General features: G+C 59.3%; 17 protein-coding genes. 11 read left to right on the forward strand and 6 right to left on the reverse strand.

The window, feature by feature from the left end:
• Nucleotides 1–11: 11 nt before the first annotated feature.
• Nucleotides 12–1,496 (reverse strand): sodium:solute symporter family transporter, encoded by a 1,485-nt coding sequence (locus CA51_RS09115; protein ID WP_145119837.1) that lies wholly within the window; start codon nucleotides 1,494–1,496, stop codon nucleotides 12–14.
• Nucleotides 1,493–1,954, reverse strand: a complete 462-nt coding sequence (locus CA51_RS09120) for a hypothetical protein (protein ID WP_145119839.1) — start codon at nucleotides 1,952–1,954, stop codon at nucleotides 1,493–1,495. Before CA51_RS09120 ends, CA51_RS09115 begins: the two co-directional genes overlap by 4 nt.
• 345 nt (nucleotides 1,955–2,299) lie before the next feature.
• Between CA51_RS09120 and CA51_RS09125 the strand changes: the two genes are divergently transcribed.
• The 5 genes from CA51_RS09125 (at nucleotide 2,300) to coaD (ending at nucleotide 5,897) form a co-directional block, all read left to right on the forward strand.
• Nucleotides 2,300–2,827 (forward strand): MarR family winged helix-turn-helix transcriptional regulator, encoded by a 528-nt coding sequence (locus CA51_RS09125; protein WP_145119841.1) that lies wholly within the window; start codon nucleotides 2,300–2,302, stop codon nucleotides 2,825–2,827.
• Nucleotides 2,828–2,943: 116 nt separating this feature from the next.
• A complete protein-coding gene (locus CA51_RS09130; RefSeq protein ID WP_145119843.1) occupies nucleotides 2,944–3,981 on the forward strand; it encodes an aldose epimerase family protein in 1,038 nt (345 codons plus the stop codon).
• Nucleotides 3,982–4,171: 190 nt separating this feature from the next.
• Nucleotides 4,172–4,537, forward strand: a complete 366-nt coding sequence (locus tag CA51_RS09135) for an STAS domain-containing protein (RefSeq protein WP_145119845.1) — start codon at nucleotides 4,172–4,174, stop codon at nucleotides 4,535–4,537.
• 73 nt (nucleotides 4,538–4,610) lie between these two features.
• Nucleotides 4,611–5,258 (forward strand): sensor histidine kinase, encoded by a 648-nt coding sequence (locus CA51_RS09140; RefSeq protein WP_145119847.1) that lies wholly within the window; start codon nucleotides 4,611–4,613, stop codon nucleotides 5,256–5,258.
• 144 nt (nucleotides 5,259–5,402) lie between these two features.
• Nucleotides 5,403–5,897, forward strand: coding sequence for a pantetheine-phosphate adenylyltransferase (gene coaD, locus CA51_RS09145; RefSeq protein ID WP_145119849.1), 495 nt, complete (start codon nucleotides 5,403–5,405; stop codon nucleotides 5,895–5,897).
• Here coaD and CA51_RS09150 read toward each other — a convergent pair.
• The 3 genes from CA51_RS09150 to ileS form a co-directional block, all read right to left on the reverse strand.
• Nucleotides 5,860–6,327, reverse strand: coding sequence for a hypothetical protein (locus CA51_RS09150; RefSeq protein WP_145119851.1), 468 nt, complete (start codon nucleotides 6,325–6,327; stop codon nucleotides 5,860–5,862). The genes coaD and CA51_RS09150 overlap by 38 nt on opposite strands.
• A complete protein-coding gene (gene purN / locus CA51_RS09155) occupies nucleotides 6,324–6,956 on the reverse strand; it encodes a phosphoribosylglycinamide formyltransferase (RefSeq protein ID WP_145119854.1) in 633 nt (210 codons plus the stop codon). The genes CA51_RS09150 and purN overlap by 4 nt, the downstream gene beginning before the upstream one ends.
• 232 nt (nucleotides 6,957–7,188) lie before the next feature.
• A complete protein-coding gene (gene ileS, locus CA51_RS09160; RefSeq protein ID WP_145119856.1) occupies nucleotides 7,189–10,659 on the reverse strand; it encodes an isoleucine--tRNA ligase in 3,471 nt (1,156 codons plus the stop codon).
• Nucleotides 10,660–10,694: 35 nt separating this feature from the next.
• Here ileS and CA51_RS26340 point away from each other — a divergent pair, with 35 nt between their 5' ends.
• Entirely contained in the window at nucleotides 10,695–10,820 is a 126-nt protein-coding gene (locus tag CA51_RS26340; protein WP_261343074.1) for a hypothetical protein, read from the forward strand.
• Here the strand turns inward: CA51_RS26340 and CA51_RS25765 are convergent.
• Nucleotides 10,817–11,203, reverse strand: a complete 387-nt coding sequence (locus CA51_RS25765) for a hypothetical protein (protein WP_197451703.1) — start codon at nucleotides 11,201–11,203, stop codon at nucleotides 10,817–10,819. The genes CA51_RS26340 and CA51_RS25765 overlap by 4 nt on opposite strands.
• Before the next feature lie 298 nt (nucleotides 11,204–11,501).
• Between CA51_RS25765 and CA51_RS09170 the strand changes: the two genes are divergently transcribed.
• The 5 genes from CA51_RS09170 to CA51_RS09190 all read left to right on the forward strand — a co-directional run bounded on the left by CA51_RS09170 (nucleotide 11,502) and on the right by CA51_RS09190 (nucleotide 18,733).
• Nucleotides 11,502–12,230 carry a penicillin-binding protein activator LpoB gene (locus CA51_RS09170; RefSeq protein ID WP_145119858.1) on the forward strand — a complete coding sequence of 243 codons (729 nt, stop codon included), beginning with the start codon at nucleotides 11,502–11,504 and terminating at the stop codon, nucleotides 12,228–12,230.
• Nucleotides 12,223–13,611, forward strand: coding sequence for a COG3014 family protein (locus CA51_RS09175; protein WP_145119860.1), 1,389 nt, complete (start codon nucleotides 12,223–12,225; stop codon nucleotides 13,609–13,611). The genes CA51_RS09170 and CA51_RS09175 overlap by 8 nt, the downstream gene beginning before the upstream one ends.
• 141 nt (nucleotides 13,612–13,752) lie before the next feature.
• Complete coding sequence (locus CA51_RS09180; protein WP_197451705.1) at nucleotides 13,753–14,337, forward strand: TetR/AcrR family transcriptional regulator; 585 nt, start codon at nucleotides 13,753–13,755, stop codon at nucleotides 14,335–14,337.
• Between the two features lie 26 nt (nucleotides 14,338–14,363).
• Nucleotides 14,364–15,578: an efflux RND transporter periplasmic adaptor subunit gene (locus tag CA51_RS09185; RefSeq protein WP_145119864.1), complete on the forward strand. Its 1,215-nt coding sequence runs from the start codon at nucleotides 14,364–14,366 to the stop codon at nucleotides 15,576–15,578.
• Nucleotides 15,575–18,733, forward strand: coding sequence for an efflux RND transporter permease subunit (locus CA51_RS09190; protein WP_145119866.1), 3,159 nt, complete (start codon nucleotides 15,575–15,577; stop codon nucleotides 18,731–18,733). Before CA51_RS09185 ends, CA51_RS09190 begins: the two co-directional genes overlap by 4 nt.
• Nucleotides 18,734–18,920: the final 187 nt, after the last annotated feature.

Below are 18,920 nucleotides of genomic sequence, written 5' to 3' on the forward strand. Positions count from 1 at the left end.
GATTGGAAACATCATGATACGCAACCCTCCGTTGTCGTGGGCGACCCGTCGGCCGGCCCCGGTTCCTGTCGCGACAGCTGGTCGAACTCAAAACTGTCGGGAACTATCCAGGTTATCAGACCAAAGACAATCCCCGAAACGGTTGCTCCGACCAACGAAGCGACAAACCATCCAATAGTAAAATAGGCAACCAGGCCGAGGCTGCTGCCAGCGACCATCGCCGCGCCGGCAGCCACAGGGCTGGGGCGGCCGAAATAGAGACCGCCGACGATTGGCCAGATACAGCTGCCGACCATCGGTCCGGCAAAAAACAGGACCGTCGCCAGCGTGCCGATGTTGGCCCAAGCCACCGACCAAGCGATCAAGCCCAAGATCAAAATGCTAAGCACCGACAGCTTGCGTTTGGTGGCATCGGGCATCGTTTTGCCAGCGGCGCGTTCGAAGATGTCGTTGACCATCAGGTCGCTGGTCGCGGCTAACAGGCTGTCGATACTCGAGGCCAACGAACAGAAGACGATCACAAACACAAACAGCGCTCCGCCGGTTCCCAGCAGGGTCGCAGCGACCAACGGTCCGGCGATGTCGGGTTGGCTGATGCCGATCCCAAGAGCTGGCGCGGCCAGGCCCAGGAAGCCAGCAACGATTGGCACTGGCAACCACAACAGCCCGCCGAGAGCGTACGCCTTGGGGCCGACGCCGTCACGCATTGCAAACGCGCGGCTCCACCAGACGTTGCTGTGAAATATCTCTCCAAAACCAAATAACATGTTGTTGAACACGGCCATCAACGCGGCGGGGAACATCACCGATAACAACATCGGCCGCTCCGTCTGCAGTTTGCTGTGGACGTCGGAGATGTCGACGTGCAATAGGACAGCGATCGCCACGACGACCAGCCCGACAAGGATGATCAAGCTCTGGATAAAATCGGTTCCAATCACGGCGTACATACCGCCAAAGAGCGTGTACAGAACGCAGACGCCCAGGACGACCGTCATGCCGACTTCGTAGGGGATTCCCGAGAGCACATTCAACAGCTTGCCGCCGGCCATCGCCATCGAGATCAACCAGGTCATCGCATAGAAGAGCGAGATGATCAGGAACGGGATCGCGCCGAGTTGGCCGTAGCGGCGATGGACAAATTCGACGGCGGTGTAGCCATGAGGCATCAGTTGGCGAATCCGGCCACTCATCGGAGCAAACGCGAACAGGCCGAAGCTGGCTGTCGAATAGGTCAACGCACCCCAGATCCCCAGCTGCAACGCGAACTGCGGAGCTAGCATCGTCGTGTTCGATGTGATCCAAGTCGCGACGGCGGTTGCGGTGCCCAGGGCGAGTCCGACGTTGCGGCCAGCGACTGCAAATCCGTCGTACGATTTCGCTTGCCGTCCCCACCAGACGCCCAGGCCGACCCAAAGGACTCCAAATGCGAACAGCAACGCGTAGCCCGCGTTGGGACTTAATATCGTGTTTGCGGCAATCAATCCGTCGATCATTTTCGACTCCCTTCGCTGTGCGGTTCAGACGCCGAGGCGTGAGCGGGGCGAGTCCGCCAAGTTCCCACGGCAATCAGGCTGATGATCGCCAGGAAGACGACAAGACCGCACGTCATCAGCGTCATTGCAAACGCGACCGACCAGTGTTTGACTTCGACCTGGGCGGGGACCTCCGACTCGGCCAAAGCGTCTCCGTTGGCATCCAGCGCCCGCACGCGGAAGCTGTGCATGCCATCGGCTAACCCGGAAACAAACGCTTCGGGGAACAGGCCTTGATAGAGCGTGACGTCTCGGTCATCGATCACCTGGTACTCCGCCGCGCCAGCGATCTCGTTCCATCGCAGCGTCAGATAGCCCTCTTGAGCAGTGGCGAATTCGGTTTCGGAGAATCGAAGCGCATCTTCCGCGGCAGCGGCGAAGTTAGAAACGGTTAAGAACGCTAGGGCAACAGCAGCCAATCGCAAGCAACCGTCCTCATTGTGGTGGTGTTTATAGTTAGTGCTGTAAGCACATTGATGATGGGGACGCTGCAGTGGCGCAATTTCCGTTCATGAGATTGCCGCGTGAAAACGAAGTCTCCCGTGGCGTTTCGTTCGATCGTAACAGAAAATGCTTTGAGCTGAAAGTATTGTTGCCGCAATGCCGTTGGATGTGTTGCCAGCGATGGCGGGTCGCGTCACAATCGGGTTCGGGGGCGGCGAGGTCGGCCCCCGGCGAGTGGTTGGGAGTTCTTTCCCGGCCCCAGAAATGACTTTGCAGTAACTTTGGTTAACGACGCCGACGGCGGCAAGCGTGCGATAGGAATGAAAACAAAGGTGCCCGTGCTTTCGAACGAAGACCAGATCGTCGCCGCGATTCGACAGATCATCCGGGCGGTCGATCTACACTCGCGACACTTGGTCAACGGACATGGGATGACCGGTCCGCAGTTGGCTGTGTTGCAGGAGGCGAAGCGATTGGGGCCGGTTTCGCCGACGGCGCTGTCGCGAGCGGTCCATCTGAGTCAGGCGACGGTCACGGGGATCCTGCAGCGACTCGAACGCCGCGGATTGATCCAACGCGAACAGAGCGTCTCGGATCGGCGTTCGGTCTCGGTCCAGACCACCTCGGCGGGACTCGAATTTTTGAGCGGTTCGCCATCGCTGCTGCAGGACCGTTTTCGCGACGCGCTCTCGGCGCTCGAAGATTGGGAGCGGTTGCAGATTCTTTCGACACTGCAGCGGGTGGCGTCGTTGATGGATGCCGACGAGATCGACGCGGCGCCGCATCTAACCTCCGGCGACATCCCGACACCAAGCGACGATCTGTCGGGGCCGGGCGAGAGTTCTTAATCCCGCGATGTAGCGATTGGCAAAAGGGGGTAGCAATTGGTAAAGTTGCTGCGCCGTTGGGGACCGCCAACCAATCCAATACTTCGCCATCTTCCATCGATTAAAAGAACCGAGTCATGAAAATTGAACAACGTCCATTTGGTACGACGTCCGACGGGCACGCGGTGACGCTGTTTACGTTGACGAACAATCACGGCAACTCGGTCGAATTGATCGATCGCGGCGCGACAATCGTCAGCGTCAACGTTCCCGATCGCGACGGCAAACGGGTCAACGTCAACCTCGGCTTCTCGGCGCTCGACGGCTATCTGCAGCGGCATCCCTATTTCGGATCGACTGTCGGCCGGGTTTGCAATCGGATCGCCAACGGTCGGTTTGCGATCGATGGCCGCGAATACCAAGTCGCTCAAAATCTGGGAGCCCATCATTTGCATGGCGGCTTGGTCGCGTTCGACGCTTTGATGTGGACGGCGGAACCGATCCAGACGTCGTGGCAAGTCGGCGTGCGGATGCGGTTGGTCAGTCCCGATGGAGACGAAGGTTATCCGGGAACGCTCGACACGACTGTCGAATTCACTTGGAACGACGACAACGAATTGACTTATACGTTCACCGCGGAAACCGACGCACCGACACATCTGAATCTGACCAACCACGCCTACTGGAATCTGGCTGGCGCGGGATCGGGCACGGCGCGAGATCACGTGGTGACGATCCAGGCCGATCAATCGCTGGAGGTGGACGACGATCTGATCCCCACCGGCCGCCAGATCGATGTCGCCGAAAGCGTCTTGGACTTTCGCCAACCGCGAGTGATCGGCGATCGGATCGACGAACTGCCCGAGACCAAGGGGTATGACCATTGTTACGTGTTGCGAGGGACCCCCGGCGAACTACGGCCTGCCGCCCTGGCTGTCGATCCCGCCAGCGGCCGGACGATGGAAGTCATGACGACTCAGCCGTGCATGCAGCTTTACACGGGCAATCATTTGAGTGGCCAGGCCGACGCGGGGGGCTTCCGGCAGCACGAGGCGTTTTGTTTTGAAACCCAGCATCCCCCGAATGCCGCCAACCAGTCGGCGTTTGCGACGACGCGGTTGAACCCAGGCGAGACGTTTAAGCAAACGACGCTCCATCGTTTTGGGATCGAGTAGTCGGTAGCATGGCGGGGCGCGATCGAGGCGGTGCTGGGCCGCGAAGCAGCCTTTGAGTTGCCCCGCGTCGGTCGATTGCAGCGCGACAAGCCGCGTGGTAATCTTGTCGCAGATCTTAAGATCCACCGCGCCGATTCGGCGGCGCCCCGATCTCCCATCCTCGTTCTCCGACCAATTGAAAGCAGGTGCGATGGCCGCTACCACAATCGAAGTCAAAGAAGAAGTCGTGGTTGTCTATTTTTCCGATGGAAAGATTCTCGACAGCCAGCGCATCGAACAGGTCGGCGGAGAACTCCAGAGCGCGGTTCCCCAAGCGATCCACAAAAAGTTGCTGCTTAACTTCCGCGGCGTTTCGTTCATGTCCTCGGCGATGATCAGCAAGCTGGTCTCGTTGAGCAAGGCGTGCAAGGGAGCTGGCGTCGAGATGAAGTTCTGCGAAGTTTCGCCGAACGTGATGGAAGTCTTCAAGATCACCAAGTTGAACAAAGTGTTCGACATCAAGCCAGCCGAAGACAAGGCGATCGCCAGCTTTGGTAAGAAGAGCTGGTTCGGTTAACAGCGAACATCGGAGTCCTGTCTGCTGGACTCGATCTTGCAGCTGTGATCGCTAACTGACAACTGCGAGTAAGATGAACAACCAAGAAGAATCTGGCAAACAATCCGCGTCCGAACTGGCTGAGCTGGAACGGACGTGGATGTCTCATGAGCTGCACGATGGTTTGATGCAGTGGATCGTCGGAGCCAAGATGCAATCCGAGTCGCTTTATGCGCGGAGCATGGATGGCAAGCCACCGACGGCCGACCAGTTGCAATATCTGTGTACGCTGCTGTCGCGAGCGGTCTTGGAGGGGCGTCGATTGATGGCCGGGCTGCGTCCGCCGGAACTCGATGAATCCGATTGGCACGTTGCGCTGACGCATTGGGCCGACATCGCTCGCACGGGCGGCCAAACCGTCGTCGAATTTAATCTCGACCCAGCGACGCGGACGATTCCCGATGCGACGCAGCGGTGCATCTACCGGATCGTCCAAGAGGCTGTCGGCAATGCGCTCCGGCACGCCAAAGCCGAAAAGGTTCAGGTCGATGCCAATTTCGTCGGCGACGAGCTTGTCGTTTTGATCGAGGACAACGGCAGCGGATTCGATAAAGCGAGCGTGGGAGCCGATCGTTATGGGCTGAAGGGAATCCACGAGCGGGCGTCGCTGATCGAAGGCTCGGCGTCGATCACGTCGCAGATCGGCAGCGGGACCCGCGTCGAGGTGCGGTTGCCGCGCTAACGGCGACGCGTCGCACATTGGCCGGTTTTCCTCTAAAATGCGTGGGGCAGCGTCGTCCGCTTGCCAACGGAGGCTATGGTTTATCTGCCGCAGGCTTCTGGGGCTTCAATCCCGTCCTCCTTTCTCCATCACGAAACCGCCTTCATGAATCGAATCGGTGTTTATACGGGGTCCTTCGATCCCGTGACCCTGGGCCATCTGCACATCATCCGTCGCGCGACGCGGTTGTTCGACGAATTGATCGTCGGGATCGGCATCAACGCGGATAAGCGGTCGCTGTTTGAAAGCCAGGAACGGATCGAGTTGATCGCCGAGGTGACTCGCGATATTCCCAACCTGCGGATCGAAACCTTCGACGGCTTGGCTGTCGATTTTGTTCGCAACTGCAACGCCGCGGCGATGGTTCGCGGGATCCGTCCGCTGACGGACATCGCCGGCGAGTTTACGATGATGATGGCCAACCGCCAGTTGGACGATTCGATCGAAACCGTCTTCTTGATGGCCGACGAGGAATACGCTCACATCAGCAGTTCACTGCTGAAGCAGATCGCCGAACTCAGTGACGACGATTTGCGACTAGCGAAGTTTGTCCCCGCCGCGATCATTCCTCAGTTGCGTGAGAAGCTGCGTCTTCGATAACCATTTCGTAGACGCCGCGGGCTCCGCTGGGTAACCGCCCGGTCACGGTGATCGTTTGGATCGGGTAGTTGTCCGGATTGAAGCGGAGGCTGCTTTTGGTCGAGAAGATCGACTGGGGCAGCACCAATTCCTCGTGCGGCGCCAGCGGCGAATCGCGATACAAGAAGTATTGCGCGTTGATCGAGATATCGATTTTCGGCAGCGCATCTCCGCTGAGATTCGTCAGCACGATCACGTCGGTCAGCCGAGCACCGCTGCCATCGGGAACGTCGACCATGCGTTGATCCAGTTCCGCCTTAACCGGCAGCGGTTGGTCCGACGCCTGGCCCATCCAAACCGTCGACCCGACGACTATCGTGATCGTGGCGATAATCAAACCATACAACAGCAGCGTCGTCTTGGGACCACTTAAACTAGGGCCTGGTCTCACGATGATCTCTCTGTGGGTTGAGTGTGAACGCGGCGACCGGTGACCGAAACGCGGCCTTCGGCGATCGCTTGAACCACGCGTGGCAACGCATCGCATTCGCGTTCAAAGACCCGCGCTGCAAGCGATGCCGCGGTGTCGTCGCCGCGGACTTCGCAGGCGTGTTGAGCGATGATCGGTCCGTGATCGAAATCGTTGTCGACAAAGTGAACGGTGCAGCCGCTCAGTTTGGCGCCAAAGTCGAGGACCGCTTGATGGACCCGCGATCCATACATCCCCGCTCCGCAAAACGAAGGGATCAAACTGGGGTGGATGTTAACGACGCGGTTTTCAAAATCGGTGGGGATCAGGACGTGTTTCAGGAAGCCCGCCATCACGACTAGTTCCACACCGGCGTCGCGACAGGGTTGGAACATCGCTTCGCTATAGGCTTTGTCGTCGGCGAATTGAGTTTTACCGATCACTTGATGCGGGATCGATTCCCCGGCAGCGAACTCGAGTCCCTTAGCGTTTGCGGCGCTACTGATCACCAACCGAAAGTCGACATCCAATTGGCCGCGCTGTTGCCAGGCAATCAGGTTGCGCAACGTCGTTCCGCCACCGGAAATGAAAACAGCGATTGGAAGTGACATGGAGATTGGTTGGGTGGAAGAAAGAGTTGTGGGGTGAAGAAGTGAGTTGGCCTGCTAGCCGGTGGCTTACATCACCGGCAGATCTTATGTCGCCCTCCGGGCTGTGGGGCGGTTGTTGTCTTCTGTTTCCGGTGGCTTACACCACCGGCAAATCTTTTGTCGCCCTCCGGGCTTGGGAACACGTTAGCTTTGGAAGCAACGTGTCTACAGCCGCGACGCCGGGCCGCTTGCCTCATTTCCCAGCCAGGGTGACGTAGAACTGGACTTCAAAATCGCCGAGTGTGCCGGCGACCGATTCGGTTTCCGGAAGCGAGGCGAGCGCCAGGTCTTCGGCTAGCGTCTCTTCGCAAATGAAGGCGTTGTTCTCTTGGATCGCTTGCCGGACCTCTTCGCTGTCGGTCTCGACGCCCACGCGGATGCGATCGGTGAATTGCAGATCCATTCCCTTGCGGCGTTCTTGAACAAAGCGAACCAAGTCGCGGGCCATTCCCTCGCGAACCAGTTCCGGCGTCAGGTCGGTCGACAAGACGACGACACAGCCACGGCCTTGGGCTGCCGTCCAACCATCGCGAGCTGTCAGGCTGATCTGAATGTCATCGCTGTCCAGGTCGATCGCGGTGCCACCGACATCGATCGTGACTTTGCCATCGGATTGCATTTGAGCCATCATCTGGCCGCCATCGGCTTTGCCCAGCAATTGCTTGACTTGCGGGATCAGTTTGCCGACGCGAGGGCCCAGGCGTTTGAAGTTCGGCTGTACGTTGTAGGTGACGTATTTGTCCGCTTCGGTCGTGTAATTGACTTGCTTGACGTTCAGTTCTTCACGCAGCAAGGCGTCGTGCATTTCCAGCCACGCTTGATGCGAGTTGTCCGCCAGGACGACTTCGACGCAGGCCAGCGGTTGGCGAACCTTCAGCTTTGCGTTTGCGCGAGCCGAACGGCCCAACGAAGCGATCTCGCGCAGAAGGCTCATCCGCTGCGAAAGCGTTTCGTCGATGTAGTCTTCGTTGGCGGCGGGGTAATCGCACAGATGGACGCTCTTTCGCGGGGTCCCGACCGAAGCGGAAGTTGCCGATTCGGTGAAGGGGGCCGTCAGGTTCTGCCAAAGCGTTTCGGCCAGGAACGGCACAAACGGCGCGATCACCTTGGAGACTTCCAACAACACCTCGTACAGTGTCCAGTAGGCGTCTAGTTTGTTTTGGTCTTGCTTGTCGGCGGCCCAGAAACGATCGCGGCTGCGGCGGACGAACCAGTTGCTCAGTCCATCGACAAGTTCGTTGATCGCCTGGCAGGCGGCGTAGTTGTCGTAGGCATCCATCCGCTCGACGACGATCGCAACGTTGCGATGCAGTTCCGAAAGGATCCAGCGATCGATTTCGGCACGCTCCGAAACGTCGCGGTATCCGTTGGCCGAAACGAGTTCGGCCGGCGACAATTGGTCGACTGAATCGATTCCGGCGGTCGGATCGAACCCGTCGATCTCGGCATAGATGCTGAAGAAACTGAAGACGTTCCACAGTCGCAGCAGGAACTCGGGGATCGATTCCTTGATCGTCCGCTCGCTGTAGATGATCGAATTCCATGGCGCTTGGTTGGCGAAGAAGTACCACCGCAGCGCGTCGGCGCCGTACTGGTCGAAGATCTCGTTAGGACTGCGGTAATTGCGCAGCTGTTTCGACATCTTGCCGGTCTTCTTGTTGAAGCCTTTGTCGCCGCACGCTTGGCGGGCTTCGTCTTCGGAAAGGTATCGCTTGCTGGGATCCTTCTTATCTTCGTACCACTCGGCCAGCATCAGCCCCAGCACGATGCAATTCTTAAACGGATGCGGGTAATCGACGGGATGCTTCGGATCGCCCGCGTTCAACAGCGTGCTGATCGCCAGCTGGCTGTAGAACCAACCGCGGGTTTGGTCCAACGCTTCGCTGATGAAGTCGGCAGGGAATTGCGACTTAAACTCGTCGGCGTTCTGGTGCGGGTATCCCCACTGGGCAAACGGCATCGCACCGCTGTCGTACCAGCAGTCGATGACTTCGGTCACGCGTCGCATCCGCGATCCGGCGGCGAACGGCGAGTCGTACGAGACCTCATCGATATACGGTTTGTGGACGCGGAGATCGTCGACCAGTTCGGGGTTCTTCGCTTTCGCTTCGGCCCAGACTTCGGTCCCCGTGATGCCTGGCTTGGCGAGCAGTTCGTCGTAGCAACCGATCGCTTCCATCTGGCCGGTTTCATCGCAGACCCAGATCGGCAGCGGCGTTCCCCAGTAGCGTTCGCGCGATAGGGCCCAATCGACGTTCGATTCCAGGAAGTTTCCGAACCGCCCCTCTTTAATATGACCTGGCAACCAGTTGATCTTTTGGTTGTTGGCCAGCATCGCATCCTTGAACTCGGTCGTCCGCACGAACCAGCTCTCGCGAGGATATTGGATCAACGGATCTTGATCGGCTCGCCAACAGAACGGGTAATCGTGCAGGTACTGTTCTTGGTGCAGCAGCAGGCCGCGGTCTTTCAGATCGCGGCTGATCGCTTTGTCGGCATCCTTGACCCACTGGCCTTCGAATTCGGGGAAGGCTGCGGTGAACTTGCCGTCGGGACCGACGCAGTAGAGCAGTTCGGGAGCCTGGCCGTCGGCGAAGCGAGTTTGCTGTTGAGCCAACACGTCGTAATCGACTTCACCAAACGCAGGGGCTTGGTGGACCAAGCCGGTTCCGCTGTCGGTCGTCACGAAATCGGCAGCGACAACGCGCCAATAGAGGTGCTGTTTGCCCGAGCCATCGGCCAGCGCTCCCTCGGCGTCGGCGAGCTGCTTCGAATAGATATCGAATGGCGGCGTGTAACGTTTGCCGATCAGATCGGTTCCCTTGCAGGTGGAGACCACCTCCAACGTCAGCTTCGCTTTATCGGCGATCGTCTCGACCAATTGGCTGGCGACGTAGAACTGCTGGTCCGAGTCGGCATCTTTGACCAACGCGTATTCCAGCTCGGGATGGACCGCGGCAAACATGTTGCTCGGCAGCGTCCAAGGAGTCGTCGTCCAGACCAGCAGACTGGTGCTGGGATCATCGACCAAGGGGAAGCGAACGTAGACGCTGGGGTCGGCAACTTGGCGATAGCCCTGGCCAACTTCGCCCGCCGACAGCGCGGTTCCACCTTGCGACCACCACCAAACGATCTTGTGCCCTTTGTACAGCAGGCCGCGATCGAAGAAGTTTTTCAGGCTCCACCAAACGCTTTCGACGTAGCTCTGGTGATAGGTGACGTACGCCTTTTGCAGGTCGACCCAGAACCCGAGCCGGCGGGTCAGGTGTTCCCATTCCTGCATGTAACGCCAAACGCTCTGTTGGCATTTTTGGATGAACGGTTCGACGCCGTAAGCTTCGATCTGTTCCTTGCTGTGGATTCCCAGTTCCTTGCCGACTTCGACTTCGACCGGCAGCCCGTGCGTATCCCAGCCCGCTTTGCGTTCGCACAGATAGCCTCGCATCGTGCGGTATCGCGGGAACAGATCCTTGATCGCGCGGGTCAAGCAGTGGCCGGGGTGCGGCATGCCGTTGGCGGTTGGCGGACCTTCGTAGAAGACAAACGCCGGGGCATCCTTGCGCAGCTTCAGCGATTCTTGATAGATCTGGTTCTGATCCCAGAACTCCAGGATCTGTTGTTCTTGCGCGGGGAAGTTTACGTCCGTGGAAACTGCTTTGAACATGAGTTTATGTCGCGTGCTCTGGCGAAGAAGTTGTAGTGCGTCGGCTCGGTGAGGGCGTCCCGCGTTGGGAGTCCATGCTGCGTTGGGGCCCCGCGGCGATGCGGCCCGGTTCGATCATCGAAGCGCACCGCTTGGTCAGCGGCGGCCGAGCGTTGCTTTAGTCGATGTCTTCGAAATCGCCATCGGCATCGTCTTTGTCGTTGCCGGTGGAGAGATCGTCGTTGAGATCCAATTCGTAATCGTCTTCGAGTTCTTCTTCGAAATCGTCGTCGAAGTCGTCGTCGAAATCATCGTCGTCGATATCTTCGAAGTCGTCCAGGTCGTCGCTGTCGAGGTCGTCGCCAAAATCATCGTCGGCGAACTCGTCGTCCTCTTCCTCGTCGTCGTCGTCATCATCGTCGTCGCTGTCGTCATCGTCGTCGTCGAAATTCGACAGCTCCGCTTGCGAGCCGCTACCGATCCAGCCGGGGGAAGCTGGAACTCCTGGCGACAGGGGCGAGATGAAGGTTTCCGGTACGATCGGGGCAGCTAGCGAGGCGAGCATAGGGTGGCGGTTCCGGTACGCGATTGGGGGATTGGGTGCAGTTGGGTTCAAGAAGATATCAAAGTTTCGTCAACCTGGTTGGTTTGTCAACGCAACTTGATGCCAGTTTACAGTTTAGATCTGCGGGTTTTGTCCAATTCTGGGACTGCATCGGCCAGATTTCGAAAGCCGAGCTTGATCGATGACCGATCATGCCTGTAGGACCCTATATATTCCGCGGCCAATTCGTGGGGAGTCGCTCCGCGGCCCCCCAATTCGACGGATTGGCCCGCAGTTAGCTAGCAATGGAGCCCGCGCGATGGATCGCCGAACTTTTCTGTGCCTGACCGCTGCCACGACTGTCGCAGCGACCGGCTGCCGCAGCCACAATTACGCCCACATCCTCAAAGGGGACGACATCGATCTGGTCGGCAGCCACCAGGCCGGCGCTGCGGTCTGGAATCCATTGGTCGACGAATCGGTCGCCAAGTTGATGGGCCGATGCGTGCCGGGGGTTCAAGCAATCCAACCAGCGGGCCCCGAGGAGATCCCTCCTGGGGTGATGATGCCCGCCAGCCATCAATTGCCGCTGGTCGGAACTCGTCCCGCGACGGTCTGCTTTGTCGGGATCGAGAACAAGAGTTCTGAAGAGATCGGCGACTTCAAGGATCAATTGTACGAACGGATCGATTCGCAGGTCTCCGGGCACGATTCGTTCCAATTGGTCAGCCGGCGGATGGTCGAAGCGGCGCTTCGCGAAACCCGGCTCCGCCCCGATTCGTTGTTCCTGCCGACCAACCGCGACGTCTTTGCCGGGACGCTGGGACGCCAGGGATCGCCGATCGATTTCTTGATGCACGCCACGATCACGTCGGGAACGACCGAGCGGAACAAGTCGACGCAGCGCGATTATCTGCTGTCGTTGGAGATTACAAATATTCACACCGGCGAATACTTCAAGGAATCGGCGACGATCCGCAAGGGCTACCACGGTTCGCGTGGCGGCAAGTGGTGGCAATACGGAGTCTTCCAACAGGGCGATGGTTGATCGCGTGGCCGCTGTGAAGTCGGGCATTTACCGCCAACCCGAATCGGGCGGGCGGATGGCGACGCTGCGTCGCTGGTGTTTGGTTGGGCTGGCACTTCTGTGCTGTCTGCCGGCGGGATGTCGTGGCGGGATGCAGCTGACGACGGCTCGCAACCAGTTCTACCACGGCGCGTTCGACGATTCGCAAGCGACGCTCGAGAAGATCAAAGAGTCCGACCGGAAGGCTTCGGTCGTTTCGACGCTCGACCTGGCGATGGTCCACTTGGCCGCCGGTGAGACCGATGCCGCCGAGCAGTTGTTGCTGGAAGCTCGCGGTACGCTCGACGAAAATCAGGCGGCCGATCCGGTCGCCGGGACGATCAGCTACATCACCGATGATACCGCCCGCCAGTATCGCGGCTGGGGTTACGAACAGGTGATGATTCGGGCAATGTTGGCTCTTACCAGCATGATGTCCGACGCCGTCGATGCCGAAGCGTATGCGTTGCAGGCGCAAAGCAAACAGATGGAGCTGCAGCAGGCGGCGATCGATGCCGGCATGCTGGACGCCGACAAACACTATCAACCGTTGGCCTTCGCACCGTATGTGCGCGGCGTGCTTCGCGAGATGAACTACCGCGATTACGACGACGCCTCGCGGGCCTATCGCTTGGTCTCGGAGATCCAGCCGAGCTTTGCTCCCGCAGAAATCGACATCGCCCGCGCCGAGAGCGGAGTCCATTGCCAACCGGGGCACGGCGTCGTCTACATCTTTGCTTTGGTCGGCCAGGGACCGCAGCGAGTCGCTCAGCAGGCTCCCGTCACCAGCAATGTATTGTTGCTGGCCGACCGCGTCGTTTCGGCGGTCGGAAAGTACAGCGTCCCACCGACGATGGCTCCGATCGAGATCCCGGCGGTGGCGATTCCCGAGACCGCGATCGACACAGTTTTTGTGATGGCTGACGATCAGCCACTGGGGCTGACGCAGTCGATCACCGACGTCGGCCAGATGGCGGTGCAGCAGTACGAAGCGGAGAAGACCGACCTGTTGGTCCGAGCTGTCGCGCGGCGGATCGTCAAGAAATCGGCGGTCGCCGCCGGCAAAGACGCTTTCGGAATCCAAGACCCGATGTTGCAATTGGTCGTCGATCTGGCTGGCAGCGCGTGGGAGGCGACTGAAAAGACCGATACGCGATGTTGGAGCCTGCTGCCTCGCGAGATCCAAGTCCTCCGCGCCGAACTGCCGGTCGGCACGCACAACATCAGCATGCAAGCCTTTGGCCGCGGCAGCCCGTTGCAGCGAGATCCGACAGCTCGCACGATCGAGGTCGAAGACGGGCGCAACACCTACGTCCTGGCCACCGCCCCCAGCGACCGCGTGATCGCCGCGGCGGCGCGATAACGCTGCGATTGCCGCTCGGACGCATCTTTTTTCCGGGCGACCGCGAACCCTCTGCTCCACATCCCGCTCTGGGTTGTGGATTTGCTCATTTGGGCCAGGAAAGGCTTGCCAACCGACCGGTCGGTCGGTATGATCGCCGCGATGTCAAATTGCGAACAACCTAGCGAAGCTACCGACACGGTGACGAGGATCCTCGACGCGGTGATGGTGCTGATTCGCGATGGCGGACTGCCGGCGGTAACATTGTCCGCCGTCTGCCGCAAAGCGGGGCTCAGCAAGGGAGGGCTGATGCATCATTACCCTTCCAAAGAAGCGTTGGTCAACGCGTTTCTGCAGCGGGGCGGGCAGGAGCATTTGGCGCTTATTCAACAGGCGATCGAGCGACATCCCGCCGGTTCGGGGAATCGTTTGCGGGCGTATGTCGATTTGTTGGTTGGCGAATCGACAACCTTGCAGTGCGACGAGGACCGCGATTGCGCCGCCGTGATGATGGCGTTGATCCAAGGGGGCCGCGACAGCGACGAGGTCCGGAAGTTCTACGAGAGCTTGCATCAGATGTTGAGCGGCGATGGCGTATCGGATGAATTCCTGGAATTGATCCTGGCCACCGTCGACGGCGTTTGGTTGCAATCGGTGATCGAACCGCCCGAGACGATCGGGCCGCGGTCCGAACGCATTCGTCAGAACTTAAGGCGTTTGATCGCCAATGAAATCGCCGGCAAATAACCGAACACTTTTAGGAAACTACAACGATGAATCAAACGGTTGCTCCCGGCTCACGCCTGCGGTGGCTCCGCACTGCGATCGGGTCGATCTTGGTCGTGTTGGCCGTCGTCGGCATTTTGGCGGCGATCGGGTATGCCAAGGTCTGGCAGATCAAGTCAGCGATGGCCGCTCCACCGCCCCCAGAGATGCCGATCTCGGTCACGCTGGCGGCCGCCGAAGAATCCTCCTTCCGCCGCTCGTCGGTTGTTGTCGGAAATGTCCTGGCTCCCGAATCGATCACGCTGAAGACCGAACTGGCGGGCACCGTGACCGAAATCCCAATGATCCCCGGTGGCGAGGTGCAACGTGGCGAGGTGCTGTTGCGGCTGGATATCCGCACCGAAGAGGCGATGCTGAAAAGTCTTGAGGCGTCGCGAAAGCTGGCCGAATCGACTGTCCAGCGGTCGCGGCAACTCAATCGCATCAACGCGGGAAGCGAGTCGGAATTGGACATCGCCGAAGCGGAGCTCTCGCGAGCCGAGGCGGGAATCGAAGAGCTGCGGGTGCGGATCGACAAGAAGACGTTGCGAGCTCCGTTTGACGCGCGGGTTGGTTTGTTCGATTTGCACGTCGGCCAGTACCTGGTCGAAGGGAACCAGGTCACGACGCTGGAAGGGATCGCCGATTATTTCTTCATCGACTTTTCGATGCCCTCGCACGTCGCCGACGCGATCGAGATTGGCGACGACGTGTTTCTGCAGATCGGAGCGGACAAATTGCAGGCGACCGCGACGATCGTGGCTGTCGATGCATCGGCCAATCCGATCTCTCGCTCGGTGACGGCCCGCGCTCGGCTGTCCAATCCTCCGCCAAAGTTGCAGCCGAACGATTCGGTACACGTCACGGTGATGTATGGGCAACCGATTCCCGTTCGCCAGATTCCGGCGACAGCGGTTCGCCGCGGTCCCAGTGGATCGGTCGTTTTTGTCGCCACCGAAACCGAGAGCGGCTTGCGAGCCCAGTCGCGGAACGTGGTCGTGGTTCCCGGCGGAAGCGCTGTCGCGCGGGTGATCGATGGGATCCAGGCGGGCGAATCGATCGTGGCCGATGGATCGTTCAAAGTCTACGAAGGGGCGCTGTTGGCCGACGCGCGGTCGACGGCGGCATCCAACGATGAATCGGCGGCGTCGGTGCAAGATGCGGGTGTGCCGGCGGCAGTTGCGGCTGACGGTGCAATTCAGAATCGGGAGGCGGGAGAGTGAAATCGTTTACCGATATATTTATCCGCCACCCGGTCCTTGCGATCGTGGTCAATCTGATCCTGGTTTTGGTGGGGATTCGGTGCGCGTTGTCGCTGCCGATCCAACAGTTTCCGAAACTCGAAAGCACATCGATCACGGTCACGACCGTCTACTTTGGCGCTAGCGCCGAAACGGTCCGCGGCTTTTTGACAACTCCCATCGAACGAGCTGTCTCTTCGATCGCGGGGATCGATTACGTCGAATCGAGCAGCATCGCCGGGATCAGCACGGTCACGCTGCGATTGAATCTGAACCACGATTCGACCAAAGCGCTTGCCGAAGTGAACGCGCGGTTGCAACAGGTTCGCAGCGAATTGCCTGCCGAGGCAGAACCGCCGTCGATCGAATTGGTCCGCGCCGACCGGCCTTACGCCACGTTTTATCTAAGCTTCACGTCGGACCGATTCGATCTGCCGGCGCTTACTGATTATCTGACTCGCAACGTGCAACCGCGGCTGTCGATCATCAACGGCGTGCAGAAGGTAGGGATCGAAGCGGGGCAGACGCCAGCGATGCGGATCTGGATCTCGCCACAACGGTTGAGCGAATTGAACCTGACTCCGGGCGACGTTTATTCGGCGCTGCAGCGGAACAACTTTTTGGCGGCGATCGGACAGGTCAAAAACGACTTGGTGCAGGTCGACCTGCTGACCAACACCGACCTTCGCAGCGTCGATGAATTCGACGACTTGATCGTCTGGCAGGCACCAGCGTCCAGCACCGCCCCGGGGACGATCATCCGTCTGTCCGATGTGGCTCGCGTGGAGTTGGGGAGCGAAGAACCGACAGCGACAGCGCTCTATCGCGGTGAGAAAGCGATTTATGTGAGCGTTTGGCCACTGCCCGGCAGCAACGAGATCGAAGTCGCGACGCGGTTGCGGGCGGCGATGGCTGATCTACAACCCGATCTGCCGACGCACGTCGACATGCAACTGGCGTACGACGGCACCAAGTTCATGACGAAATCGTTGTCGGAGATCTCCAAGACGCTCACCGAAACGATTCTGATCGTCGGCTTTGTCGTCTTCCTGTTCATGGGCTCGGTCCGAACCGCGATCGTTCCCTTGGTCGCGATGCCGGTCTCGCTGGTCGGTGCGGCGATCGTGATGTATCTGATGGGATTCTCGTTGAACCTGCTGACTCTGCTGGCGATCGTGTTGGCCGTTGGTCTGGTTGTCGACGATGCGATTGTTGTCGTCGAAAACGTGCAGCGCCACCTGCAGGAAGGGAACGACAAAATCAAAGCCGCGCTGATGGGATCGCGCGAATTGGTCGGTCCGATTTTGGCGATGACGATCACGCTGGCGACCGTTTACGCACCGATCGGTTTTCAGGGAGGGCTGACCGGGATGCTGTTCCGCGAGTTCGCCTTTACCTTGGCCGCGGCGGTTGTCGTTTCCGGGATCGTGGCGGTGACGCTGTCGCCGATCATGAGCGCCTATCTGGTTCCTTCGGGAGGTCGCGAGGGAGCGATGACTCGTTTCGTGAACCGCATGTTTGCAGCGGTTCGCGATTTCTATGGCAAGCTGTTGGGCGGAGTCTTGCAGCTGCGTTGGTCGATCGCTTTGGCGACGCTGTTGGCCGGTGCGGCGGCGGTTCCGTTGTACATGTTCTCTCCGAAAGAACTCGCGCCGGTCGAAGACGAAGGGGCTGTTGCGGTGATGCTGACGGCCGCTCCCGATTCTACGCTCGCTTCGTCGACGCGGTGGACTCAGCAATTGTCCGACGGTTTTCAGGGGATCGAAGAGACCGATTACATGTGGGCTGTCGTCACGGCGAGTGGCGGGTTTGGCGGTTTGATCACCAAGGATTGGGACGACCGCCAGCGGAATACTCAAGCGATGTTGCCCGAGGTGTTTGGTGCGGCGTCGCAGAGTGCTGGGCTGGAAGCGTTTCCAGTCCTGGTGCCTCCGTTGCCCGGAGCCGGAAATTTCGATGTCGAATTGGTGCTCAAGAGCGATCTGCCGGTCTCGCGGCAGCGCGAATTGGCTGAAGAAATTGTGAAACGTGGCCGCGAAGCGAACATGTTTATGTTTGTCGACGCCGATTTGAAAGTCGATCTGCCGCAGGCGCGAGTGATCGTCGACCGGGAACGGCTGGCTGATCTTGGGCTAGACCAAGCCGCGGTTGGCCGCGAGCTTGGCGTTTTGCTGGGCGGTGGTTACGTCAACCGCTTCAATTATTTCAACCGCTCGTATCGAGTGATTCCACAGCTGGAGGCCGCCGATCGACAATCGACCGGCGCGCTGATGGACCTTCGCGTCCGTGGCCCTTCGGGAGAACTGATCCCCGTTTCGACATTTGCTTCGATCGAACCCGAGACCGCCCCGCGGACGCTCAGCCGATTCCAGCAGCAGAGTTCGTTTAAGGTCTTCGCCGCAGTCTATCCCGGCGTGACTAAAGAACAGGGGCTGACGACGCTGGAGAATATCGCCACCGATGTTGTCGGCGGATCGATGACGCTCGATTACGCGGGCGAATCGCGGCAGATTCGCCACGAAGGCGGCTCGCTGGCGGTCACGCTCGGCTTCGCGCTGCTGCTGATCTATCTCGTCCTTGCGGCTCAGTTTAAATCGTTCCGCGACCCGTTGATCGTATTGTTGGGGTCGGTGCCGTTGGCGATGACTGGAGTTCTGACGTTAACCTGTTTGGACTTCACCACGATCAATATCTATTCGCAAGTCGGGCTGATCACGCTTGTCGGGTTGGTTGCCAAGAACGGGATCCTGATCGTCGAGTTTGCCAACGCGTGTCAGGAGAGTGGAATGAGCAAGCGGGCGGCGATTCTCGAAGCGTCGCAAACGCGTTTGCGTCCGGTGTTGATGACATCGGCGGCGACGATTCTGGGACACCTGCCACTGGTCTTTGTGACCGGCGCGGGAGCTCAGGCTCGTAACAGCATCGGGATCGTGTTGGTCGCCGGAATGGCGGTGGGAACGATCTTTACGTTGTTTGTCGTCCCCGCTCTCTATCTGATTTTGGCAGCGGCGCATCGCCACGATACCAGCGAATTCGAACGCATCGAACAATCGTTGCAGTCGCCTTCGCATGCCAATGTCGGTTTGGAACAGCGTGAGCTGAACGCCAGCCAGCAGGATCAGCCGAGTTTGGCGTGATCCGTTTCCGTCGCTGAAGTTTGCGTTTCAAAGTCCGATCGCAGGTTGCCAACGCCGCAGCCTGCGATCGATCTGACGCTGCCGCCGCCGAGCATTTGGGGCGGCCAGCGTCGTCATGGGAGAGGTGTCGCGGGGCCCGCAAGCTTTCTTTTGCCATCGGCCGGTTTAGGGGTGTACAATCGTGGCT

The sequence above is a fragment of the Rosistilla oblonga genome (assembly GCF_007751715.1).
GTDB classification, from domain to species: domain Bacteria; phylum Planctomycetota; class Planctomycetia; order Pirellulales; family Pirellulaceae; genus Rosistilla; species Rosistilla oblonga.